Here is a 21,108-nt window from a genome sequence, read left to right on the forward strand (position 1 = left end):
TCCGCCTCATCCGGCCTGTCAAATCGACGCGCCGACCGGATCTGAGATCCGCTGCGCGGTCGAGATGAACCGCAGAAGAGGTGGAAGCTCCCAGTCTAGACGCAAGCGTCCAGATCCTTCAAGTGAAGGAATCGGGAGGTGGTTCTCCGCTTGAGGGGGGTTAGGCTCTGAGCCTTTCCGCTTCCCTGTGGGGCGAACAAGTAATAACTTACGCGGGATCCGCGGGTCGGGCAAATCGAGCGCGTCGCCCTGGCGTGTCGCGCCGGCATCCCCGTCATCGCGGGCCTCCCCGATACGACGAAGGGCTCCCACCATGACGGTGGAAGCCCTTCGAAGATGTCAGCGTCAGATGGCGTTGACGTCCAGCGGGATGCCGGGGCCGAACGTGGTCGACACGGCGCCCTTCTGGATGTAACGGCCCTTGGCGCTCGACGGCTTCAGACGAACGATCTCCTCGAGCGCTGCGCCGATGTTCTCGTCGAGCTGCTCAGCGGAGAACGAGGCCTTGCCGACGACGAAGTGCACGTTGGCGTGCTTGTCGACGCGGAACTCGATCTTTCCGCCCTTGATCTCCTCGACGGCCTTGGCCGGGTTCGGAGTCACGGTGCCGGTCTTCGGGTTGGGCATGAGGCCACGGGGGCCGAGCACCTTGCCGAGACGACCGACCTGGCCCATGAGCTCAGGGGTCGAGACTGCCGAGTCGAAGTCGGTCCAGCCGCCGGCGACCTTCTCGATGAGCTCGGCGCCGCCGACCTCATCCGCGCCTGCCGCGATCGCGGCCTCGGCCGCAGGGCCGGTGGCGAACACGATGACGCGTGCGGTCTTACCGGTACCGTGCGGGAGGATGACGGTGCCGCGCACCATCTGGTCCGCCTTGCGCGGGTCGACGGCGAGCTTCAGCGCGACCTCGACGGTCGAGTCGAACTTCGCCGAGCCGGTCTCCTTCGCGAGGGCGACTGCCTCGGTCGGGGTGTAGAAACGGTCTGCCTCGATCTTCGCGACGGCAGCCTTGTAAGCCTTGGACTTTGCCATGATTATTCCCCTCAGCCCTCGACCGTGATGCCCATGGAACGGGCGGTTCCGGCGATGATCTTCGAGGCGGCCTCGATGTCGTTCGCGTTCAGGTCGGCCTGCTTGGTCTCTGCGATCTGACGGACCTGGTCCTTGGTGATCTTGCCGACCTTGACGGTGTGCGGCGTGGCCGAAGCCTTCTGCACGCCGGCAGCCTTCTTGATGAGCTCTGCCGCCGGGGGCGTCTTCAGGACGAACGTGAAGCTGCGGTCCTCGTAGACGGTGATCTCCACCGGGATGACGTTGCCGCGCTGCGACTCGGTCGCGGCGTTGTACGCCTTGCAGAACTCCATGATGTTCACGCCGTGCTGACCGAGCGCGGGGCCGATCGGCGGCGCCGGGTTGGCGGCACCGGCGTTGATCTGGAGCTTGATCAGGCCGGTCACCTTCTTCTTGGGTGCCATTCTCTGTTCCTCTCATCGAATCGGATGCCGAAGCATCCGGTTCTCCCGCGGACCCGGCATCTCCGGGCTGCGGTCGTCTGGGCGCGCGAAGGCGCACAAACCAGGTAAGTCTACCGCATGCAGAACGCCCCGCCGGCCGGAGCCGAACGGGGCGTTCGTGAAAGCGGATGAGGCTTCGTCAGGACATCTTGGTGACCTGGTCGAACGACAGCTCGACCGGGGTCTCGCGCTCGAACAGGGAGACGAGCACGGTGAGCTTGCCGCTCTCGGGCTTGATCTCGCTGATCGAACCGGGCAGGCCCGCGAACGAACCCTCCTTGATCGTGATGGTCTCGCCGATCTCGAAGTCGACCTCGGCCGGCACGGTCCTCGCGACGGCGACGCCGCCCTTGGACTGCACGTTCTTCGCCGTCGGGATGTCCTTGACCTCGACGAGCGCCTTGAGCATGTTGAACGCCTCTTCGAAGCGCAGCGGCGTCGGGTTGTGGGCGTTGCCCACGAAGCCGGTCACGCCAGGCGTGTGGCGGACGACGGACCAGGTGTCTTCATTGAGTTCCATGCGCACCAGCACGTAGCCGGGGATGCGCACGCGGGTGACCATCTTGCGCTGGCCGTTCTTGATCTCGACGACGTCCTCCATCGGGACCTCGACCTGGTAGATGTCGTCCTCGACCTCGAGCGTCGACTTGCGCTGCTCGATGTTGGCCTTCACCTTGCGCTCGAATCCGGCGTAGGAGTGGATGACGTACCACTTGCCGGGAAGCATGCGCAGATCCATGCGGAAGGCCTCGTACGGGTCCTCTTCGGCGTCGTCGGATGCCTCGGCGGCGTCGGATGCTGCGGCATCCTCCTCGCCGTTCACGTCGGGGCCGTCGTAGGGGGCGACCTCGTCGGCCGCTGCGGCCTCGATGTCTGCGGCCTCTTCGGCCGTCGAGTCGTTCAGGACCTCTGCGGCAGCTTCAGTCTCTGCCGTCTCGTCCAGGTTGAGAGCGTCATTCACGATCGCGTCCGCCTCCGGGTCGTCGATGTCGATGTCTTCCGTGCCTTCCTCGTCCGCCTCACCGTCGCCGCCCTCGACGTGGACCGCCTCGTGCTCGGCAGCGGAGGACGCCTTCTCCTCGGCGGAGAGGACATTGCCCTCCTGCGCCTCGTCGTCCTCGCTGGACTGCTCCGCGGCGGTCGCCCAGTCGGCGTCGTCGGAATATCGTTCAGACACGTTGTTTCTTTCCATTCAGTGCGGTGGAACCGCGGGAGCGTCGCTTACTGCGGCACTCCGAAGACCTGCGCCGTCAACCACGAGAAGGCGGTGTCCAGACCGTACACGAAAGCCATCACGATCACCACGAAGACCAGCACGACTCCGGTGAACTTGAACAGCTCCTTGCGGGTCGGAGTGACGACCTTGCGCAGCTCTCCGATGACCTGGCGGAAGAACAGTGCGATGCGGCCGAAGAAGCCGAGCCTCTTCACACCGGCGGCGCCGCCTGCCGCGACGATCTCGCCGCGCGGTTCGTCCTGATCCATCCTGAATGTACCTTTCGTGGGCCAGCGTGGCGCTGACGCGCAGGGCGGACAGGAATCGAACCTGCAACCTGCGGTTTTGGAGACCGCTGCTCTGCCAATTGAGCTACCGCCCTAGAGTCCGTAAGGACCCTGGGTCTGCGTTCCCGCCGCACCCGAAGGCACGGGAAAAGAATGCAGACAACTGCCTGTCCAGTGTACGGCATGCCACGGGCGCGGGCGAACCGGCACCGGGCACCGGCCCGTCATCCCATGGCGTCGTCGAGCTCGCCGGCGTCGGCGCGGAGCCGTTCGCCGGCCGTCTCCATGTGCACGGCCATCGCACTTGCGGCGGCGTCGGCGTCGCCGGCGCGTACCGCCTCGAGAACAGCGCCATGCTCTGCGATCGCACGGTCAGCATGGGTGCGATCGTGCACGGCACGATCGTCGTAGACCTGCAGCAGCGACCGGATCACGTGGATGTGATCGGTCAGCGTCTCGTTGCCGGCGGCTTCGGCGAGCGCGTGATGGAAATCCAGATCCGCCCTGGCGAGGGCGCCGAACTCGGTCACCGCCGCCCGCATCCGTTCGACGCTCCGATCGAGCCGCGAGATGATGCCGGCATCCGCCCTCACCGCGGCAAGCCGGGCGATGTGGATCTCCAGCCCCGCGCGAACCTCGATCAGCTGCGCCGTCCGGCGCTCCCCGATCAGCAGTCCCCACCTCAGCGTCTGCGGCAGCAGCTCACTCGCGGAGCCACGCAGATACGTGCCTGACCCCGGACGCACATCGACGATACCGAGGATCTCCAGCGCGGCCAGCGCCTCGCGCACCGCAGAACGGCCCACTCCGAGCGCCGCGGCGAGGTGACGCTCCGGCGGAAGCCTGGTGCCTGCGGCGACCGAGCCGCTCGTGAACAGATCCATCAGCTGGCGCGCGACCTCGGACACAGGGGTGCCGGAAGGGAGCGGGCTGATCGCGGCGGCGATGTCATCCACGCGGTCGCCAGAGTAAGCGGGCATGAATTCAACCTAGCCTCAGACAGCTCCGACTCTTGCAATTGGTCAACCGATTTGCCAAACTCGTCTCAACTCACTTGCCCGGTGATCGAGAAGAGGAGCTCACGGCATGGAACGACGTCGATGATCGGACTCGGCAGCTACGCGTACTTCTGGCAGCATTCCGACCGTGCGCCCGAGCCGCTGAGCCTCATCGGTGCACTGGAGGACGCACGGAGCCTCGGGGTGACGCTGTTCCAGATCTGCGACTACGCGCCCCTTGAGCAGATGAGCCCGGCGGCGCTGCGCGATGCCGCCCGTGTCGCGCGGGAGCTCGGCATCGTGATCGAGCTCGGGACGAAGGGGACAGCACCGGAGCATCTGCGCACGTTCCTGCGTCTTGCGGAGGCCTTCGACGCCGAGCTCGTCCGGAGCATGCTCCACAGCACCGGGCCCTCTCCGGATCTCAGCGAGTCGGAGAAACAGCTGCGCGAGGTGATGCCGGCGTATGAGAGGGCGGGCGTCACACTCGCGCTCGAGACCTACGAGCAGGTCGCCACCGCTGAGCTCGTCGGCGTCGTTGAGAGGGTGGACAGCCTCCGGCTCGGCATCTGCCTCGATCCGGCGAACGTCGTCGCGCGACTCGAGTCACCCCACGCGTGCATCGAGCAGGCATCAGCGCTCACCAGGAACGTGCACGTGAAGGATTTCGCCTTCGCGCGCCAGCCCGGCTGGGTCGGCTTCACCTACAGCGGTGCCCCCATGGGGTCTGGCCTGCACGACTACCCTCACCTGCTGGCGACCGTGCGCCCCCGCGAGCGCGGGATCAACGAGATCGTCGAGCACTGGCTGCCGTGGCAGGGCGACGCAGAGACCACCATCCGAACCGAGCGGGAATGGACCCGCATCGCCCTTGAGCACCTGAGGAGCACACTATGAGCCACACGATCGCCGTCATCGGAGCGGGCGGAAAGATGGGCATGCGCGTGTCCGACAACCTCGCGAAGACCTCCCACGTCGTCTGGTACGTGGAGAACTCCCCCGCAGGCCGGCAGCGCACGATCGGCGCGGGCCGCGAGCTGACCGATGCGTCCGCCGCCGTCGCCGACGCCGACATCGTCGTACTCGCCGTTCCCGACCTCGCACTGGGGCCGGTGACCGCCGAGCTCGTGCCGCAGCTGAAGTCGGGTGCGATCGTGCTCACGCTGGATCCGGCCGCCGCGTACGCAGGGCTTCTCACCACCCGTGAGGACGTCATCCAGGCCGTCGCGCACCCGTGCCACCCCTCGATCTTCCTGCAGCGCGAGACGCCGGAGCAGTGGGCCGACACCTTCGGCGGCATCGCCGCCCCTCAGGACGCGATCGCGGCGATCGAGAGCGACGATGCATCCAAGAAGGCGATCGTGGAGCAGACCGTGCGCGCCATCTACGCCCCGGTCATCGACGTGCACTGGGTGACGATCAAGCAGCTCGCCCAGCTCGAGCCGACCCTCGTGGAGACCGTCGCCTGCATGATCGGCGCGCTCCTGAACGAGGCACTCGACGAGACAGTGAAGACCATGGGCGTTCCGGAGGCGGCTGCCCGCAGCATCCTGTACGGTCACACCCAGGTGGCGCTGGCCAACGGACTGCGCGGTGACAACCCGTTCAGCGACGCATGCCTGATCGCGATGGACTACGGCAGGGAGAGCATCATCAAGGACGACTGGAAGAAGATCTTCCGCGACGACGAACTCGACAAGAACCTCGCGCGAATGCTGCACCTCGACCGGATCGAGCGCTGAGATGAGTCGACTCGAGGGCAGGACGGCACTGATCACCGGTGCCGGCACAGGGATCGGCCGGGCCGTCGCCGAGCGCTTCGCACGCGAGGGGGCCAGGGTCGTCATCGCCGACAAGGACGCCGACGCCGCGTCGGCGGTCACGGCATCCATCGGCGCGGCGGCACGCGCGGCCGTCGTGGACATCTCGGACGAGGCGTCGGTCGAGACGGCCTTCGGCGATCTCGTCGCCGCCGGGTGGAGCCCGGACGTCGTCGTGGCGAATGCCGGCGTGCAGCTGTTCGGTCAGGATGCCAGGGCTGGTGACCTCGACCTCGATGTCTGGCGCCGCACGATCGACATCAACCTCACCGGCACCTTCCTCACCGTCAAGCACGCTGTCAGGGCGATGCTCGGCTCAGGCGGCGGCTCCATCATCCTCACCGGCAGCCCGACGGGCATCCGCGGGGAGGGCAGCGAGTTCACCGCGTACTCGACGTCGAAAGCAGGCATCCACGGGTTGGCGCGCACGGTCGCCGCCGCGTATGCGCGGGACGGCATCCGGGTCAACGCCGTCGTCCCCGCCTACACGGAGACGGGTCTCGTCACCTCGATCTCAGCCGATCCGGAGGCCAGGGCCGCCATCGTCAGCCGCATCCCCGCCGGACGCGCGGGTACCCCCGCCGACATCGAGGGCATCATGGTGTTCCTCGCCGGCGATGATGCCGCGTTCGCCACCGGCGCGCTCTTCGCGGTCGACGGCGGCATGTCCACGCTCTGACCGACGCGCGCTCGATCGACGTTCGATCATCACAGGGGAGACAGCATCATCTGGCATCGCACGACTCGAGACCGCCGCGTCCACGGCGCCTGGAGCTTCGAGCTGCGCGGTGACGAGATCGCCGACCTGCACTATCGGGGCCGCGGTGTGCTGCGCAGCATCCGCGCAGTGATCCGCGATGCCGACTGGAACACCGCGGCGCTCCTGATCGAATCCGTCGACGAATCCGCCACGGGGCTGACGCTGCAGGTGCGCTCCGAGGGGCTGGGATCGTCTTTCCGCGGTTCGATCGACGTGAGAACACAGGGCGAGCGATTCACCGTATCGATGGGCCTGCGATCGACCGAGGCGTTCGCGACCAACCGCAGCGGCCTGGTCGTCCTGTGCCCGCCACATGTCGCGGGAGCGGATCTGTTGGTCGAACACACGGATTCGACGACCGAGACCACCCGGTTCCCGCGCACGATCAGCCCTCATCAGCCGGTGTTCGACATCGCGGCGCTGCGATGGACACACGACGCGCTGCGGATCGGGCTGCGCTTCACGGGTGACGTGTTCGAGATCGAGGATCAGCGCAACTGGACGGATGCTTCGTTCAAGATCTACAGCCGTCCGCTCTCCCTGCCGTTCCCCTACCCCGTCAGCGCCGGTGAGTCGATCGCCCAGTCGGTGACCGTGCACGTGGAGGAGACTCACGCCGCTGTCGTCGACGCGAGCCGTGAGGATGCCGTCATCGAGCTCCTGCCCGCCGGGCCGTTCCCCGCTATCGGCGTCGGCGCTGCGACCGCGCCGGATCCGGCACCGCATTTCCCTCGGATCGGGTCGTCGGTGCTGGTGGAGCTGGACCTCGCCAGCACGAACTGGCGAGCAGCGTTGCACCGGGCCGCGGAAGGCGCTGCGCTCGACGTGCGATTCGTCATCGACCCCGACGCGCCGGAGAGACTGCACGACGCCGTCGCCGCTCTCACCGCCCACGAGGTGGTTCGCGTCGCCGCCTTCCCGTCGACCGGCCCGTCCGCTCACGTCTCCGATCAGGCGACGGTCGACCTTCTGCGATCCGCGCTGGCCTCCTGCGACATGGACCTCCCCGTCGTCGGCGGCAGCCGCGCGCACTTCACGGAGTTCAATCGCGAACGCCATCGACTGCCCGCCGACCTCGACGGGATCGTCGTCACCACCACGCCGCTGTTCCACGCCCTCGACACCGAGCAGCTCGTGGAATCCGTGGCGATGCAGCGGCTCGTCGCCGAGCAGACGGTGTCCGATGCGAACGGCGTTCCCGTGCATATCGGCCCGATCAGCATCCGCCCCCGGTTCAACAACGTCGCCACCGCTCCCCAGCCGGGACCGACGCGCACAGATCTCTCGGACGGCTACGGGGCGCAGTTCACCGGCGCGGCGGATCCGCGCCAGGCCGCCGTGGAGCTGGCGGCATGGACCATCTCCGCCGCCGCTGCACTGGCGGTGCCGGGTGTCGCCTCGATCTCGTGGTTCGAGCAGTGGGGCCCTCGTGGCATCCGCACCGCCGGCACGGCACTGCCGGTGGAGGATGCCGTCATCGCGCTCGCCGGTCTCGCCGGAGCCGAGCTGCTCTGGGATCCGCACCCGGACGGGCGCAGGTGGGCGCTCGGTGCGCGGACGGGCGAGGGCACCACGGTGCTAGCCGCCAACACGGCTGCCGAGGAGCGGAGCATGACGATCCGTACCTCGAGCGGGGAGGTCACCGTTCTCCTCGCCGCGGGGGCGTTCACCCGATTGCAGCTCTGACGGCTGCCGTCAGGTGCGTGATCCGGCGGACTTCCGGGCGACGATCACGTTGATGCCCTTCTCCCGCAACCGGGAGACGTCATCCGCCGCGGTGCCGGGGTCGACGATCACCGCGTCGAAGTCCACCAACGGCAGCATGCCGTGCAGGGCTCTCCTGGTGAACTTGGTGCTGTCGGCGAGCAGCAGTCTTCGGCTCGACGACTCGAACATCGCCCGCTTGACGTCCACCGTCTCCGGTCGCTGGTGGAAGCTGATGTCGTCGACGATCGCCGATGTCGACATGACGAAGAGATCGGCACGCAATTCGGCGATCTCCTTGACCGTCGTGCGGCCCATGAAGGCCGAACACCAGTTGAAGTACTCGCCGCCGAGACCGACCATCTCGATGCCGCGTGCGCCTCGCAGCTCGTTCATGATCGTCAGGGTGTTGGTGATCACCGTCAGCGGCGTCTTCGTATGCAGGTGCGGCACGAGGTGGAGGGTCGTCGTCGAGTCGTCCAGCATGATCGCCTGTCCTGGCTCGATGAACTCCAGCGCGGCGTGCGCGATGAGCTCCTTCTCGGCGAGCTGCCGGTTCGATCGATACACATCGCTCGACTCCACGAGCGCCGTGGACGTCGCCGTCGCGACTCCGCGGCTCTTGCGGAGCAGTCCGCGATCTTCTAGTTCGTCGAGGTCGCGGTGCACCGTCATCAGGCTGATGTCGAAGCGCTCCGCGAGCTGCTCGATGCGAACCGACCCCTCGGCCATGACGGCCTCGCTGATCGCCAGTTGCCGCGTGCGCTGCCGAGCGCCGCGTGACTGCGGATCGATGACATTGCCCGACATCTCGGCCTCCCGGTTCTCAGCGTATTACCGCGGCTGCTTCTTGCAGGATCAACTCGAACGAGTCGGGGTCGTGCGCGAATCTTCCGAGGAACAATCCGTCGACCGCGTCGCCCAGCGCCCCGATCACACCGGGCTTCGCGCTGCCGCCGTAGATCACTGCGCTGGAGCCGATGTTCGGCCGCCCGTCGAGGTACCGTCGCAACCGTCTCGTCACGAATGCGACGTGGCCCGCGTCCGCGGGTTCGTCTCTGCCGATCGCCCACTCCGGCTCGTACGCGACGACGAGATCCCCGATGCGCTCCTCGCCCACGGCGGGCAGCGCGTCCTCCAGCTGGGCGATGCACAGCTCTGCCGCGGCATCCGGCGTCTGCTCGTCCCTCTCGCCCACGCACAGCACGGGCGTGAGGTCGTTGCGCAGCGCGGCCGTGAACTTACGCCGGGTCGTCCCCGCGTCCTCGCCGAAGACCTGTCGCCGCTCGGCGTGCCCGACCTCGACATACCGGCATCCCAGACGCCTCAGGTCGGCGCCACTCACCGCTCCGGTGTACGCCCCGCGGTCGGCCCAGAACAGGTCCTGTGCCCCGACCGCCACGGGGGCGCCACCGATCGCTTCGATCACCCCGGGCAGCGCCGGTAGTGACGGCAGCACGAACACGCGGATGGCGCCGGATGCCACGGACGGATGCGCACCGGCGATCGCGGCGATCTCTCGCGCCCACGTCACGCTTTCATCGATGTCGAGATACAGCTTGAGGCTGACGCCGAGCAGGACGGGATTGCGCGCGGCGTTCTCAGGAACAGGATCAACCACAGGATCCGGTGCTCTCGTAACCCTCGATGACGGCGACTTTCCCGGCCGACGCGGAGGATTCGTCGAACTCGTAGCCGATCCACTCCCGTGCGAGGCGCCGGGCGAGTTCGACCCCGATCACGCGCTGACCCATCGTGAGGATCTGGACGTTGTTGCTGAGGATGCTGCGCTCGACGCTGAAGCTGTCGTGCGCTGTCGCCGCGCGGATCCCTGGCACCTTGTTCGCCGCGATCGCCACGCCGAGCCCGGTGCCGCAGATGAGGATGGCACGATCGGCGTCGCCGCTGCGGATCTTCTCTCCGGCAGCGATGGCCACGACCGGGTAGGCCGTGGTGCTGTCGGCATCCACGCCCAGGTCGATCACCTCGGAGACACGCGGGTCCTTCGCGAGGTCCGCCTTGATGGCTTCCTTGTACTGGTAGCCGGCCTCATCGGCTCCGACGATCACACGCCACGTACGAGTCATCTCATCTCTCCTTGTTCTGTATGGCGCCCTGCGAGCACCGTTGCGGCCGCCGTCATCGCCAGCGCGAGCGAGATCGCACCGGGGTCGGGAGTGCCGAGGCTCTTCTCCATGTGCGGTCGGGCCCGACCCATTCGCGGCAGCAGGTCCGACGTGGCCTGTGCCTGCGCGGTCGCCACCGCGGCGGCCGCGGCCCACGCTTCAGCGAGCGAGAGCGAGGCGGCGACACCGGTCGACAGCTCCGCGGCGAAGGGCACGAGAGCGTCGACGAGGGTCTTGTCGCCCACCTGGGCCTTACCGAGTTCCTGGATCGCATCGCGTCCGGCTGCCACGGCCTCGGCGACATCCAGCGCGGTCGGCGGTGCAGAGTCGCCGATGCGCAGACCGGCTGCGCGCAGCGCGGCTCCCCACAGTGCCCCCGAGGTTCCTCCGGCTTTGTCCGCCCAGGCGTCGCCTGCCATGGCGAGCACCGTGCCCGCTCCGGCTCCGGCAGCTGCGGCACGATCTGCCGCGTCTGCGGCGGCGCGAGCGCCCCGCTGCATGCCGATGCCGTGATCGCCGTCGCCGGCGATGGCGTCGAGCCTGCCGAGTTCGTCGACGTGGGCCTCGACGACGTCGTCGATGGCGTGGATGACGAGCTGAGCGGTCGAGCCTGCGGCACCGGCCTGTTCGGATCCGGCGGCGCTGATCGTCGCGATCTGCGAGTCGGCTGCATCTTGCTCTGCGGAGACGGGTACGGCGGCCGTGCGGTCGACCGCGCCCTTCCGGTATGCCGGTGTGGCGGCGGGGGATGCCCAAGCCTGTTCGAGCTCGTCGTCGAGCCAGAGCAGCGTGAGTGAGACGCCGGCCATCTCGAAGCTGGTGGCGTACTCGCCGACCTCGGGCTCGACCGGCGTGATGCCTGCGCTCTCCAGTCGAGCGGCGATCAGCCCGTACAGCAGGAACAGCTCTTCGCCCTTGACCGCACCGAGGCCGTTGACGATCACGCCGACCCGCGCGCCATGGCTGTCGGCGACCAAATCAGGGAGCTCTGCGAGCAGTCCGTCCACGAACAGGTCGGCGAGGTCGTCAGCGACGGGAAGCGGGCGCACATCGATGCCCGGTTCGCCGTGTATGCCCATGCCGACCCCCATGTGCCCGGCCGGAACGGTGAACAGCGGCTCATCGGCACCGGGGAGCGTGCAGCCGGTGAACGCGACACCGAGGCTGCGAGTGCGCCGGTTCGCGCGATCGGCGAGATCGAAAACCTCGTCCACCGACCACCCCTGGGCTGCTGCCCACCCCGCAGCTCGGAACACGGCGAAGTCCCCGGCGATGCCGCGGCGCTTGTCGGCCTCGTCCGGTGACGCGCTGAAGATGTCATCGGTGACTCGCACCGTGCGGCACCTGATGCCCTCGTCGTTCAGGCGTCGCTGGGCGATGTCGAAGTTGAGCGCGTCGCCGGCGTAGTTGCCGTACGACAGGAGCACGCCGGCCTCTGTCGCCACGGACTTGGCGACGGAGTAGACCTGTTGCGCGCTCGGTGAAGCGAAGACGTTGCCCATCGCCGCGGCGTGGGCGAGGCCATCCCCGACCAGGCCGGCGAACGCCGGATAGTGTCCCGATCCGCCGCCGATGACGACGGCGACCTGTCCGGCGGGAGTCGCTGCGGCGCGGGCCACGCCCCCGGGGACGCGTCGCACGAGGTCTCGATGCGCGGCGACGAAGCCCGCGGCGGACTCATCGGCGAATGTCGCCGGATCGTTCAGAACGTAGCTCATGTTCTCTCTCGTCGTCAGGGATGAAGAGGAGGGGGCGGCTGTGCGGCTGCGCACAGCCGCCCCCGGGTCGGGTTTCAGCCCGAGTAGGTGAACGGCGCGGTCATCTTGTCGACGTTCTCGGCTGTGATGAGGATGCAGTCGAAGGACTGCTTCTCCGCCTCAGGCGCCTCACCGGTGCGGATGAACTCGTCCGCGAGACGCACAGCCTCTTCGGCGTAGACGGCGACCGGCTGAAGCACCGTGTAGGCGAGCTCCCCGGCCTGGATGGCGGAGACCGCATCCGGTGCGCCGTCGAATCCGCCGACCACGACGCCCTCGAGCTTGCCGGCCTCCTTCAGCGCCGCGATCGCGCCGAGTGCCATCTCGTCGTTTCCGGCGATGAGGCCGGTCAGCGAGGGGTTGGACTGCAGGAGCGACTGCATCTTGTCGTGCCCCTTGGTGCGGTCCCAGTCGGCGACCTCTTCACCGAGCTTGACGAGCTCCGGGTACTGGCTGATGACGGTGGTGAAGCCGTTGGAACGCGTCTGGGCGTTGTTGTCGGACGGTGCGCCGAACAGCTCGACGTACTCACCGGCCTCACCCATCTGCTTCACCCATTCCTGGGCGCCGAGGGCCGCGCCCTGAGCGTTGTTCGACACGAGCTGCGCCTTGGCGATGCCGGTCTCGTTGATCTCCGCGTTGACGAGGAAGACCGGGATGCCGGCTGCATCCGCCTTCTTGACCGCGGCGATCGAGCCGTCGGCGTTGGCCGGGTCGAGGATGATCGCCACGGAGTTGTTCGAGATGGCGGTGTCGATCAGCGTGTTCTCGGTGTTCGCGTCGCCCTTGTGCGCCCCGACAGTGGTCTCGTAGCCCAGCTCCTCTGCGACAGAGGAGGCGACATCGCCCTCGGTCTTCCAGTACGGGTTGGCGGGGTCGTTCACGATGATCGTGATGAGTCCCTCTCCCCCGGCACCGCCGGCGGCGTCGCCGCCCGTGTCGCCGGTGTCCTCGCCGCCGGCGGCGCAGCCGGCGAGACCGAGGATGAGGGCTCCCGCTGCGGCGAGCGCCAGGAGTGATTTCTTACGCATCATTGCTCTTCCTTTCATAAGTGGCTCGGTCGCGACAGCGCGATGCCGAGTTGACGGGTCAAGAAGTCGTGTCGCCTTCGGGGCCGACACTCTGAACCGACGCTTTGGCGGACGACGCGTCGCCCTTGGCGGTCGGCCCCGACGACGCGGCGGGTGCCGGGCGGGGCCTGCGACCGTACTGCAGGCTGTTCAACAGCACCGCGACGACGATGACCGCTCCGATGAAGACCATCTGCCAGTACGCGGAGACCCCGACGATCACGAGGCCGTCCGAGAGGAAGCCGATCACGAACGCGCCCAGGAGCGTGCCGCCGATCGTGCCGCGACCGCCCATCAGCGACGCACCGCCGATGACCACGGCCGCGATCGCCGTCAGCTCGTAGGTGTTGCCGGCGTTCGGGCTCGCGCTGGTCAGCGTGGAGGCGAGGATGAGTCCCGCGATCGCGGCGCAGACGCCGGAGATCACGTAGACCGAGACCTTGACGGTCTTGACCGGTACGCCCGACAGCTCCGCTGCGCGCTCATTGCCGCCCGAGGCATAGAGCCACCGTCCGAAGGTCGTGCGCGAGAGGACGATGCCGAGCACGACCGCGACGACACCCATGATGATGACGCCGATCGGGATACCGAGGATGCGGTTGAAGCCGAGCCAGTTGAACCCGGTGTTCCCGAGCTCGGGGTCACCGGCGAGGTCGTTGACGGTCAGTCCGTTGGTCATCAGCAGCGCGAGCCCGCGCACGACGTACAGCATCCCGAGTGTGGCGACGAAGGGGGCGACGTTGAATCTGGCGACGAGGATGCCGTTGACGAGGCCGACCAGCGCACCGACGCCGCAGGAGAGCAGCACCACGACGGGCAGGCTCGGGAACAGCACCAGGCCGAATATCTGGATCGGCACGCCCTGGAGCAGGAATCCCGCGATCACGGCGGAGAACCCGAGGGTCGACCCGACCGAGAGGTCGATGCCGCCGTTGAGGATCACCATCAGCATCCCCATCCCGAGGAGCGCGTAGATCGCGACGTGCGAGGCCATGATCAGCACGTTGTCGACAGTGAGGTAGTTCGGTGAGAGGAAGGAGAACACCACGATGATGAGGATCAGCGCGAGGAAGGCGCGTGCGCTGATGAGCAGCTTCGTGAAGGAGAACTGCTTCCTCTGCTGGATGATGGTGGTCGTTGTAGACATCATTGTTTTCCGATTCGTTTCTCAAGCGCGCTCAGGCGGCGACAGCCTCGCCGGAAGCGGCCATGATCATTTCCTTCGTCGCGTCGGCTCCGAACTCGGCCGAGATGCGGCCGCGGCGCATGACGATGATGCGGTGGGCGATGCTGAGGCACTCGCCCACTTCGGAGGTGGAGTACACGACAGCCAGCCCCCGATTCGCGTAGGAGGCGAGCAGCCGGAAGACCTCGCCCTTCGCGCCGACGTCGATGCCGCGGCTCGGCTCGTCCAGGAGCATCACATCGGGATTGGTCGCGAGCACCTTTCCGATGACGACCTTCTGCTGGTTCCCGCCGGAGAGCGATCCGATCGGAGCCTCGGCTCCGGGAGTCTTGACGGTGACTTCGCCGATCAGTCTCCTGGCGAGGCCGCCTTCGGAGCGCCGGCTGAGCAGCCCGCCCACGATGCAGTCCTTCAGGCTGGACAGCGTGAGGTTCTGGCCGACGCTCATCGTCTGCACGAGTCCGTCGCGCTGACGGTCCTCCGGCACGAGGCCGATGCCGTACTCGATGCGTTCGGCGATCGTCTGGTTCCTCAGTTCCCGGTCTCCGAGCAGGATGCGGCCCGCTGCCACCTCGCCGCGACCGGCGACGGCCTCGAGCAGTTCGGTGCGTCCCGCGCCCATCAGTCCGTACAGGCAGACGATCTCTCCCTTTCGGACGTCCAGGCTGAGACCGTCGACGATCGCGCGCTCCGGGTTCTCCGGGTCGAGCACGCGCAGGTTCTGGATGCTGAGGGCGATGTCACCGAACTCGTAGCCCGACGGCGGGCTGCCGAGATCGAAGTTGTCGCCGACCATGTTGCGGACGATCCAGTCCAGATCGATGTCGCCGCGTTCCCCGCGTGCGGTCATCGTGCCGTCCCGCAGGACGACGGCGTGGTCGGTGACTTCCAGAGCCTCTTCGAGGTGGTGCGAGATGTAGACGATGGCGACCCCGCGTGCGGTCAGCTCGTGGATGATTCCGAACAGCACCTGAACCTCTGCCGCCGCGAGCGCAGACGTGGGCTCGTCCATGATGAGGATGCGGGAGTCCACCGAGAGCGCGCGGGCGATCTCGATGATCTGCTGCTGGCCGACGCGAAGATCGGCGACCATGGTGTCCGGCTCGATGGGCAGCTGCATCTCCTGCAGCAGCGCCCTGGTCTGACGGGTCTCCTCGGCGTAGTCGACGCCGAACGCTCCGGTGATCTCCCGCCCGAGGAAGATGTTGTCGCGCACCGAGAGGTTCGGGGCGAGGCTGAGCTCCTGGTGGATGATCGAGATGCCGCGGTCCCTGGCGTCGGTGGTGTTGTGGAACGTCACCGGTTCGCCCTCGAGGATGATCTCTCCCGAGGTGGGCTGTTCGACACCGGAGAGGATCTTCATCAGGGTCGATTTCCCCGCGCCGTTCTCGCCGAACAGCGTGGTGACGGTGCCCTTGCGGATCTCGAAGTTCACGCCCTTCAGAGCCCTCGTGCCGCCGTAGGTCTTGACGATGTCGCGCGCCTCGAGCAGTACGTCATCCATCGCCGCGTTCATTCGCTGTCCAGTTCGACAGGGGTCACGAGCCATCCCGACGGATTCACGAGCGTGAACGCTCCGGTAACGGTGACCGTCGTGCCCGCGAGGGCGGCGGCATCGATCCCGGCGAGCACCTGGGTCTTGAGCTCCTCGTTCAGCGCAGCCGCGGCATTCTGATATTCGATCTGATTCTTGAACTCCCCGAACTTGATCTCGCCGGTGGCATCGCGCAGCTCGGTGCCGGTGACCGCAGGCCCGGTCTGCACCCGGATCAGCAGGTCATCCGGAAGGCCCTCGACCTGAATCTCATAGATGCCGGACTGGCCCTCCCCGACCACGCCGGTGAACGTGGTGCTGAACACGGTGCCGCCCGAGCTCTCCACCCCGTACTCGGCTGCGGCCGCTGCGGGGTCCGCGGCGATGGCCTCGGCCAGGACGCTCGCGTCCACCGCACGATCGACGACCTCTTCCTGCACGACCGGGAAGTTCTCTGCGCCGAACGTCGCCGGGTCGAACTTCTGCGCGGCCTGCAGCAGCGGCGAGTCGCTCGGGACGAACCGGGTCCCGAGGACCATCAGCGCGACGACGACGACGATGACGCCGATCCAGACACCGCGCTTCGCGGTCTTGGACAGGCCCGGTCGTGCCTTGTTCTGCACGGGTGCGGTCACGGGAGCGCTCACGGGATCAGCACCCGGGACTCGGTGTCGTGCGGGCGGATCTGGAGCTTGCGGCCCTCGCCCTTGCGGAACTGCTCGAGCGCCTGCTCGTAGTCCTCCAGCGTGTACGAGTGGCTGATCATCGCCTTCGCGTTGATGGCGCCGGCCTCGAACATCTCGACAGCACGGCCGAACGAGTTGAGCACGGCCATGGTGCCGACGATCGAGATCTCATCGCGGTAAACCCGGAAGGGCGAGAACTGCGCCGTCCGGTCCGCGGGGGCGACCCCGAAGTCCTGGAAGAATCCGGCCGGCTTCACGCGGGTGAGAGCGTCCTCGATCGCACGGATGTTGCCGGTGCAGTCGATGACGACGTCCCACTTCTCGCGGTCGGCCTCGTCCGCCGAGGTGTAGCGGAGCTCGATGCCGCATTCTTCGGCCGTCACCAGTCGCGCCTCGTTCAGGTCGACGATGGTCACTGTGGCCGCGCCGGCGCGCGTCGCCAGCTGTGCCATCAGCAGCCCCATCGTTCCCGCGCCGTACACCAGCACGTGGTCACCGATCCGGCGCGGCAGCACATCCCATCCGCGGATCGCGCACGCCAGCGGCTCGATGAGCGCGGCCTCGTGGATGTCGGTCTCCGGCTTCAGCTTGAACACGTTGCTGGCGGGGGCTGTGAAGTACTCCTGGGATGCCCCGTCGGACGCGACGACGCCGAGCCCGTTCCAGAATCGGCAGAGGTTCTGGTGCCCGTTCAGGCAGAACTCGCACTCACCGCATGTGGTGGAGGGATTGATCGCGACATGGTCGCCGACCTGGAAGTCGAACACACCGTCGTTGACGCCTTCGCCGAGGGCGACGATCGTGCCGGTCGCCTCATGACCGGGCACGAGGGGGAAAACGGTTCCTTCGAACTCGCCGTCGAGCACGTGCGTGTCCGTCCCGCAGATGCCGACGGCAGCGGTCTCGATGAGTATCTCCTTGCGACCGGGCGTGGGCTGCGCCCGCTCCTCAAGGGCGAGCTGCCCCTCTGATGTGAAAACAACTGCGCGCATCTCTGCTCCCGTTTCGCTGCTCGGCTCTGAACGCTCTGCACGGCATCCCGTGATATCTATCTGTGCTTTTATAACACAACTACGTTATATACACCACAGTGCACTGTATGATCTCAGGAGATCTCCCCATGAGTGCCTGGTGTTCGAAGGAGCCGAAGATGTCTGATGCGAACGTGCCTGCGACCATGCGTGCAAGCGTTCTGACCGCTGCCCGCCGGATCGAGCTGCAGGAGCGCGCCGTGCCCGAACCCGCAGCCGACGAGGTGCTGGTGCGGGTCACTGCCGTCGGAGTGTGCGGGTCTGATGTGCACTTCTATCAGGACGGTCACCTGGGCGACTGGCAGGTCACGGAGCCGCTGGTACTGGGGCACGAATCCGCCGGCGTGATCGTCGACGTGGGCCGGGATGTGAGTCCGTCGCGCATCGGCCAGCGCGTGTCCGTCGAGCCGCAGCATCCCTCCACGTCCTCCGCAGAGACACTGCGCGGCGACTACAACCTCGATCCGCACATGCGGTTCTTCGCCGTTCCCGGCACCGACGGCGCGTTCCAGGAGTACGTGACGATTCAGAGCCACTTCGCGCATTCGATCCCCGACCGGGTGAGCGATTGGGCCGCCGCTCTTCTCGAGCCGCTCTCAGTCGCGATCGCCACAGGCCGCCGCGCCGGGTTCAGCGCGGGCGACCGGGTGCTCATCACCGGTGCCGGCCCCGTCGGACTCGCGATCGCTCAGATCGCGAGGGTTTCGGGTGCATCCGAGATCCTCGTCTCCGACCTCAGCGCTCCCCGGCGCGAGGCCGCGCGGCGATTCGGCGCGACGACCGCGCTCGATCCGATCGCCGACGCCGACGCCATCCGCGAAGCAGGGGTCGACTCCTTCGTCGACGCGTCAGGAGCAGCGCGCGCCGTTCAGGGCGGAATCGAGAGTCTCCGCCCCGGTGGGCGCGCGGTCCTCGTGGGCATGGGCCTGCCGAACCTCGAGCTGCCGGTGACCCAGATCCAGAACAAGGAGCTCTGGCTCACCGGAATCTTCCGCTACGCGAACACCTGGCCGGCTGCCATCGCGCTCGTCGCCAGTGGCCAGGTGGACCTGGACGCCATGGTCACCGGCACTTTCGCGCTCGGCGAGGTCGAGGCGGCGCTGTCGTCCACGTCGGACCCGTCGACGATCAAGTCCGTCGTGGAACCGACCCGCTGAAGCCGCCGCGGCTTCAGAACAGCTGCCGCCAGTTGGCCCTCGCGAGGTCCAGCAACTCGTCGCCGCGGCCCGACATCACCGTGCGGATGGCGTAGAGCGCGAAGCCCTTGACCTGCTCCGCGCTGATCGCCGGCGGCATCGACAGCTCCTGCCGCTCGGTGACGACATCCAGCAGCGCGGGCCCGTCGTGAGCGAGCACCTCGGCGACGGCATCCGGCAGATCCTCACTGCGCTCGACGCGACGCGCGAAGATGCCCAGGGCCTCGGCGACGGCGGCGAAGTTCGGGTTCTCGAGGTCGGTGGCATACGTGACGAACCCGGCGGCCTTCATCTCGAGCTCGACGAAGTTGAGAGACGAGTTGTTCACCACGATCGTCTTGACCGGCAGTCGGTTCTGGGTGAGTGTGATGAGCTCACCCAGCATCATCGCCAGTCCCCCGTCGCCCGCGAGCGCGACCACCTGGCGGTCCGGCTGCGCGGCCTGCGCGCCGATGCCGTGCATGAGCGCGTTCGCCATCGATCCGTGCGTGAACGAGCCGATCAGCCGTCGCCAGCCGTTCATCGTCAGGTAGCGCGCTGCCCAGACCGTGGGCGATCCGACGTCGGCGGTGAAGATCGCGTCGTCTGTCGCATTCTCGTCGAGGAGCCTCGCGAGATACTGCGGATGAATCGGGTTCTTGCCTTTCGCGGGAACGGCGAGCTCGTCAAGCTTGGCGCGAGTCTTCCGATAGTGCGCGACGGCGTCGTCGACGTGCGATCGGTCGCTCTTCTCGGCGAGGCGCGGGAGCAGCGCCTCCGCCGTCGCCCGCACGTCGCCGACGAGGCCGAGATCGAGCGGATGCCGTCTGCCGAGCTGTGAGCCGCGGATATCGACCTGGATCGTCGTGGCGTCGTCGGGATAGAACTGCGCGTAGGGGAAGTCGGATCCGAGGACGAGCAGCGTGTCGGCGGACTCCATGGCACGGTATCCGGAGGCGAACCCGAGGAGCCCCGTCATCCCCACGTCGAACGGATTGTCGTACTCGATGAACTCCTTGCCGCGCAGCGCATGCACGATCGGTGCTCCGAGTTTGTCGGCGAGCGCCACGACCTCGTCGTGCGCGCCCTCGACGCCCGCGCCGGCGAGGATCGTCACGTTCTTCGCCGCATTCAGCAGCTGTGCCGCTTTCTCGAGTTCGGACGGGCTGGGCACGACGACGGGTCGCGCGCGCTCGATGACCGCGGCCCGATCGTCCTTGATCTCGGCGAGGGCCACTTCGCCCGGGATCACGAGCACCGCGACACCGCGCTCCTCGACGGCGGTGCGCATCGCGATCTCCAGCAGCCGAGGCATCTGCACGGGGTCGGCGACGTACTCGACGTACACGCTGCACTCCCGGAACAGCTCCTGCGGATGCGTCTCCTGGAAGTAGCCGGTGCCGATCTCACTCGTGGGGATGTGCGCGGCGATCGCGAGCACGGGAACGCGCGAGCGCTGCGCGTCGAAGAGGCCGTTGATCAGGTGCAGGTTGCCGGGGCCGCAGGATCCGGCGACGACGGCGAGCTCACCGGTGATCGCGGCATCGGCGGTGGCGGCGAAGGCGGCGGACTCCTCGTGGCGCACGTGCAGCCAGCGGATCGTGCCGTCTTTGCGCAGCGCATCGGTGAAGCCGTTGAGCGAGTCCCCCGGGATGCCGTAGACGCGGTCGATGTCGTTGGCGCGGAGGGTGCGGACGATGTTCTCTGCGACGGTGGCCATGCCCCGACCCTAGTCCGGCCGCCGTCTGATGTCAGTACGGTTGGACGCCGTCGCGGGGCGGCTCCTCGGCACGGCGGAAGGCGCGGCCGGTGACCTCGTGCGGCGCGATGCTCACGTAATTGTGCTTCAACGTGGGGATCCACGGTTCGAGCCCGAGCGAGTCCGCGTGCTGCACCTCGTCGTCGGTCTCCAGCCGGCGCGCCGAGCCTCGGACGATGACGCTCCAGGCGTCGGTGTCGGTGTGGTCGTCGACCTCGAAGATCACCTCGTCGTTGATCGTCAGCTCGAGGAGCTTGCTGCCTTCGGCGGTGCGGAAGACGAGCCGATCCCGGTCGACCACGTAGTTGACCGGGAACACATCGATCACGTCGCCGACGTGGGTGATGAGCCGCCCGACCTTCTGATCGTGCAACCGCGACCAGCACTGCGCGACGGTCAGCGAGAGGACCGGGCCCTGCGAGTTGTCCATGCCCCAATACTGGCCCAACCGGCGCTCCGACGACAGAGGCCCCCGGCATCCGCTC

21 protein-coding genes and 1 tRNA gene are annotated in these 21,108 nt (G+C 67.5%); 5 read left to right on the forward strand and 17 right to left on the reverse strand.

Translation table 11 applies throughout. From position 1 onward, the window contains the following. Positions 1-345: 345 nt before the first annotated feature. From rplA to MAE01_RS02140, 6 genes are all read right to left on the reverse strand, one after another. Complete coding sequence (gene rplA / locus MAE01_RS02115; protein WP_147037918.1) at positions 346-1,032, reverse strand: 50S ribosomal protein L1; 687 nt, start codon at positions 1,030-1,032, stop codon at positions 346-348. A gap of 11 nt (positions 1,033-1,043) precedes the next feature. Continuing rightward, positions 1,044-1,475, reverse strand: coding sequence for a 50S ribosomal protein L11 (rplK, locus tag MAE01_RS02120; protein ID WP_144792427.1), 432 nt, complete (start codon positions 1,473-1,475; stop codon positions 1,044-1,046). Positions 1,476-1,653: 178 nt separating this feature from the next. Continuing rightward, positions 1,654-2,691 (reverse strand): transcription termination/antitermination protein NusG, encoded by a 1,038-nt coding sequence (nusG, locus tag MAE01_RS02125; protein ID WP_147037919.1) that lies wholly within the window; start codon positions 2,689-2,691, stop codon positions 1,654-1,656. A gap of 44 nt (positions 2,692-2,735) precedes the next feature. Next, positions 2,736-2,999: a preprotein translocase subunit SecE gene (gene secE / locus MAE01_RS02130; RefSeq protein ID WP_147037920.1), complete on the reverse strand. Its 264-nt coding sequence runs from the start codon at positions 2,997-2,999 to the stop codon at positions 2,736-2,738. A gap of 40 nt (positions 3,000-3,039) precedes the next feature. Next, a tRNA-Trp gene (locus MAE01_RS02135) sits at positions 3,040-3,112 on the reverse strand. Positions 3,113-3,241: 129 nt separating this feature from the next. Next, a complete protein-coding gene (locus MAE01_RS02140) occupies positions 3,242-3,997 on the reverse strand; it encodes a FadR/GntR family transcriptional regulator (protein WP_147037921.1) in 756 nt (251 codons plus the stop codon). Between the two features lie 120 nt (positions 3,998-4,117). On the opposite strand from MAE01_RS02140, the gene MAE01_RS02145 reads away from it, so the two are divergent. Genes MAE01_RS02145 through MAE01_RS02160 form a run of 4 tightly spaced genes read left to right on the forward strand, consistent with a single transcriptional unit; the run spans position 4,118 to position 8,281 of the window. Further along, a complete protein-coding gene (locus MAE01_RS02145; protein WP_147038195.1) occupies positions 4,118-4,912 on the forward strand; it encodes a sugar phosphate isomerase/epimerase family protein in 795 nt (264 codons plus the stop codon). Continuing rightward, positions 4,909-5,757: a phosphogluconate dehydrogenase C-terminal domain-containing protein gene (locus MAE01_RS02150; protein WP_147037922.1), complete on the forward strand. Its 849-nt coding sequence runs from the start codon at positions 4,909-4,911 to the stop codon at positions 5,755-5,757. Before MAE01_RS02145 ends, MAE01_RS02150 begins: the two co-directional genes overlap by 4 nt. Position 5,758: 1 nt before the next feature. Continuing rightward, complete coding sequence (locus MAE01_RS02155; RefSeq protein WP_147037923.1) at positions 5,759-6,514, forward strand: SDR family NAD(P)-dependent oxidoreductase; 756 nt, start codon at positions 5,759-5,761, stop codon at positions 6,512-6,514. Between the two features lie 48 nt (positions 6,515-6,562). Further along, on the forward strand, positions 6,563-8,281 hold the full coding sequence (locus tag MAE01_RS02160; protein ID WP_147037924.1) for a D-apionate lactonase family protein: 1,719 nt from the start codon (positions 6,563-6,565) through the stop codon (positions 8,279-8,281). A gap of 9 nt (positions 8,282-8,290) precedes the next feature. Here MAE01_RS02160 and MAE01_RS02165 read toward each other — a convergent pair whose 3' ends face one another. The 9 genes from MAE01_RS02165 to MAE01_RS02205 all read right to left on the reverse strand — a co-directional run bounded on the left by MAE01_RS02165 (position 8,291) and on the right by MAE01_RS02205 (position 17,650). After that, the gene (locus tag MAE01_RS02165) at positions 8,291-9,109 is read right to left on the reverse strand and encodes a DeoR/GlpR family DNA-binding transcription regulator (RefSeq protein WP_147037925.1); all 819 of its coding nucleotides are present in this window, start codon (positions 9,107-9,109) and stop codon (positions 8,291-8,293) included. Between the two features lie 16 nt (positions 9,110-9,125). Continuing rightward, on the reverse strand, positions 9,126-9,920 hold the full coding sequence (locus tag MAE01_RS02170) for a triose-phosphate isomerase family protein (protein ID WP_147037926.1): 795 nt from the start codon (positions 9,918-9,920) through the stop codon (positions 9,126-9,128). Then, positions 9,913-10,386: a ribose-5-phosphate isomerase gene (locus MAE01_RS02175; RefSeq protein WP_147037927.1), complete on the reverse strand. Its 474-nt coding sequence runs from the start codon at positions 10,384-10,386 to the stop codon at positions 9,913-9,915. The genes MAE01_RS02170 and MAE01_RS02175 overlap by 8 nt, the downstream gene beginning before the upstream one ends. Beyond that, positions 10,383-12,143, reverse strand: coding sequence for a dihydroxyacetone kinase family protein (locus MAE01_RS02180; protein WP_147037928.1), 1,761 nt, complete (start codon positions 12,141-12,143; stop codon positions 10,383-10,385). The genes MAE01_RS02175 and MAE01_RS02180 overlap by 4 nt, the downstream gene beginning before the upstream one ends. Positions 12,144-12,217: 74 nt before the next feature. Further along, positions 12,218-13,213 carry a D-ribose ABC transporter substrate-binding protein gene (locus tag MAE01_RS02185; RefSeq protein ID WP_147037929.1) on the reverse strand — a complete coding sequence of 332 codons (996 nt, stop codon included), beginning with the start codon at positions 13,211-13,213 and terminating at the stop codon, positions 12,218-12,220. Positions 13,214-13,271: 58 nt separating this feature from the next. Further along, positions 13,272-14,399: an ABC transporter permease gene (locus MAE01_RS02190; RefSeq protein ID WP_229718221.1), complete on the reverse strand. Its 1,128-nt coding sequence runs from the start codon at positions 14,397-14,399 to the stop codon at positions 13,272-13,274. A 31-nt stretch (positions 14,400-14,430) separates the two neighbouring features. Further along, positions 14,431-15,942, reverse strand: coding sequence for a sugar ABC transporter ATP-binding protein (locus MAE01_RS02195; protein ID WP_229718222.1), 1,512 nt, complete (start codon positions 15,940-15,942; stop codon positions 14,431-14,433). Positions 15,943-15,950: 8 nt separating this feature from the next. Further along, a complete protein-coding gene (locus tag MAE01_RS02200; RefSeq protein ID WP_147037932.1) occupies positions 15,951-16,619 on the reverse strand; it encodes a DUF2291 family protein in 669 nt (222 codons plus the stop codon). Then, complete coding sequence (locus MAE01_RS02205) at positions 16,616-17,650, reverse strand: zinc-dependent alcohol dehydrogenase family protein (protein WP_147037933.1); 1,035 nt, start codon at positions 17,648-17,650, stop codon at positions 16,616-16,618. Before MAE01_RS02205 ends, MAE01_RS02200 begins: the two co-directional genes overlap by 4 nt. Before the next feature lie 158 nt (positions 17,651-17,808). Here MAE01_RS02205 and MAE01_RS02210 point away from each other — a divergent pair, with 158 nt between their 5' ends. After that, the gene (locus tag MAE01_RS02210; protein ID WP_222591641.1) at positions 17,809-18,846 is read left to right on the forward strand and encodes an NAD(P)-dependent alcohol dehydrogenase; all 1,038 of its coding nucleotides are present in this window, start codon (positions 17,809-17,811) and stop codon (positions 18,844-18,846) included. A 13-nt stretch (positions 18,847-18,859) separates the two neighbouring features. Here the strand turns inward: MAE01_RS02210 and poxB are convergent, their stop codons facing one another. Together poxB and MAE01_RS02220 are read right to left on the reverse strand one after the other, a co-directional pair. Then, on the reverse strand, positions 18,860-20,584 hold the full coding sequence (gene poxB, locus MAE01_RS02215; protein ID WP_147037934.1) for a ubiquinone-dependent pyruvate dehydrogenase: 1,725 nt from the start codon (positions 20,582-20,584) through the stop codon (positions 18,860-18,862). A 31-nt stretch (positions 20,585-20,615) separates the two neighbouring features. Beyond that, entirely contained in the window at positions 20,616-21,053 is a 438-nt protein-coding gene (locus MAE01_RS02220) for a pyridoxamine 5'-phosphate oxidase family protein (RefSeq protein ID WP_147037935.1), read from the reverse strand. Positions 21,054-21,108: the final 55 nt, after the last annotated feature.

The sequence above is a fragment of the Microbacterium aerolatum genome (assembly GCF_007988825.1).
Classification (GTDB): domain Bacteria; phylum Actinomycetota; class Actinomycetes; order Actinomycetales; family Microbacteriaceae; genus Microbacterium; species Microbacterium aerolatum.

Coding starts and splice junctions, on each gene's coding strand:
- MAE01_RS02195 (WP_229718222.1), bottom strand. CDS start 15,942: ATGGATGACGTACTGCTCGAGGCGCGCGACATCGTCAAGACCTACGGC.
- MAE01_RS02155 (WP_147037923.1), top strand. CDS start 5,759: ATGAGTCGACTCGAGGGCAGGACGGCACTGATCACCGGTGCCGGCACA.
- MAE01_RS02140 (WP_147037921.1), bottom strand. CDS start 3,997: ATGCCCGCTTACTCTGGCGACCGCGTGGATGACATCGCCGCCGCGATC.
- MAE01_RS02175 (WP_147037927.1), bottom strand. CDS start 10,386: ATGACTCGTACGTGGCGTGTGATCGTCGGAGCCGATGAGGCCGGCTAC.
- MAE01_RS02145 (WP_147038195.1), top strand. CDS start 4,118: ATGATCGGACTCGGCAGCTACGCGTACTTCTGGCAGCATTCCGACCGT.
- MAE01_RS02150 (WP_147037922.1), top strand. CDS start 4,909: ATGAGCCACACGATCGCCGTCATCGGAGCGGGCGGAAAGATGGGCATG.
- MAE01_RS02180 (WP_147037928.1), bottom strand. CDS start 12,143: ATGAGCTACGTTCTGAACGATCCGGCGACATTCGCCGATGAGTCCGCC.
- MAE01_RS02165 (WP_147037925.1), bottom strand. CDS start 9,109: ATGTCGGGCAATGTCATCGATCCGCAGTCACGCGGCGCTCGGCAGCGC.
- rplK (WP_144792427.1), bottom strand. CDS start 1,475: ATGGCACCCAAGAAGAAGGTGACCGGCCTGATCAAGCTCCAGATCAAC.
- MAE01_RS02190 (WP_229718221.1), bottom strand. CDS start 14,399: ATGTCTACAACGACCACCATCATCCAGCAGAGGAAGCAGTTCTCCTTC.
- MAE01_RS02210 (WP_222591641.1), top strand. CDS start 17,809: ATGTCTGATGCGAACGTGCCTGCGACCATGCGTGCAAGCGTTCTGACC.
- secE (WP_147037920.1), bottom strand. CDS start 2,999: ATGGATCAGGACGAACCGCGCGGCGAGATCGTCGCGGCAGGCGGCGCC.
- MAE01_RS02220 (WP_147037935.1), bottom strand. CDS start 21,053: ATGGACAACTCGCAGGGCCCGGTCCTCTCGCTGACCGTCGCGCAGTGC.
- MAE01_RS02185 (WP_147037929.1), bottom strand. CDS start 13,213: ATGCGTAAGAAATCACTCCTGGCGCTCGCCGCAGCGGGAGCCCTCATC.
- rplA (WP_147037918.1), bottom strand. CDS start 1,032: ATGGCAAAGTCCAAGGCTTACAAGGCTGCCGTCGCGAAGATCGAGGCA.
- MAE01_RS02205 (WP_147037933.1), bottom strand. CDS start 17,650: ATGCGCGCAGTTGTTTTCACATCAGAGGGGCAGCTCGCCCTTGAGGAG.
- poxB (WP_147037934.1), bottom strand. CDS start 20,584: ATGGCCACCGTCGCAGAGAACATCGTCCGCACCCTCCGCGCCAACGAC.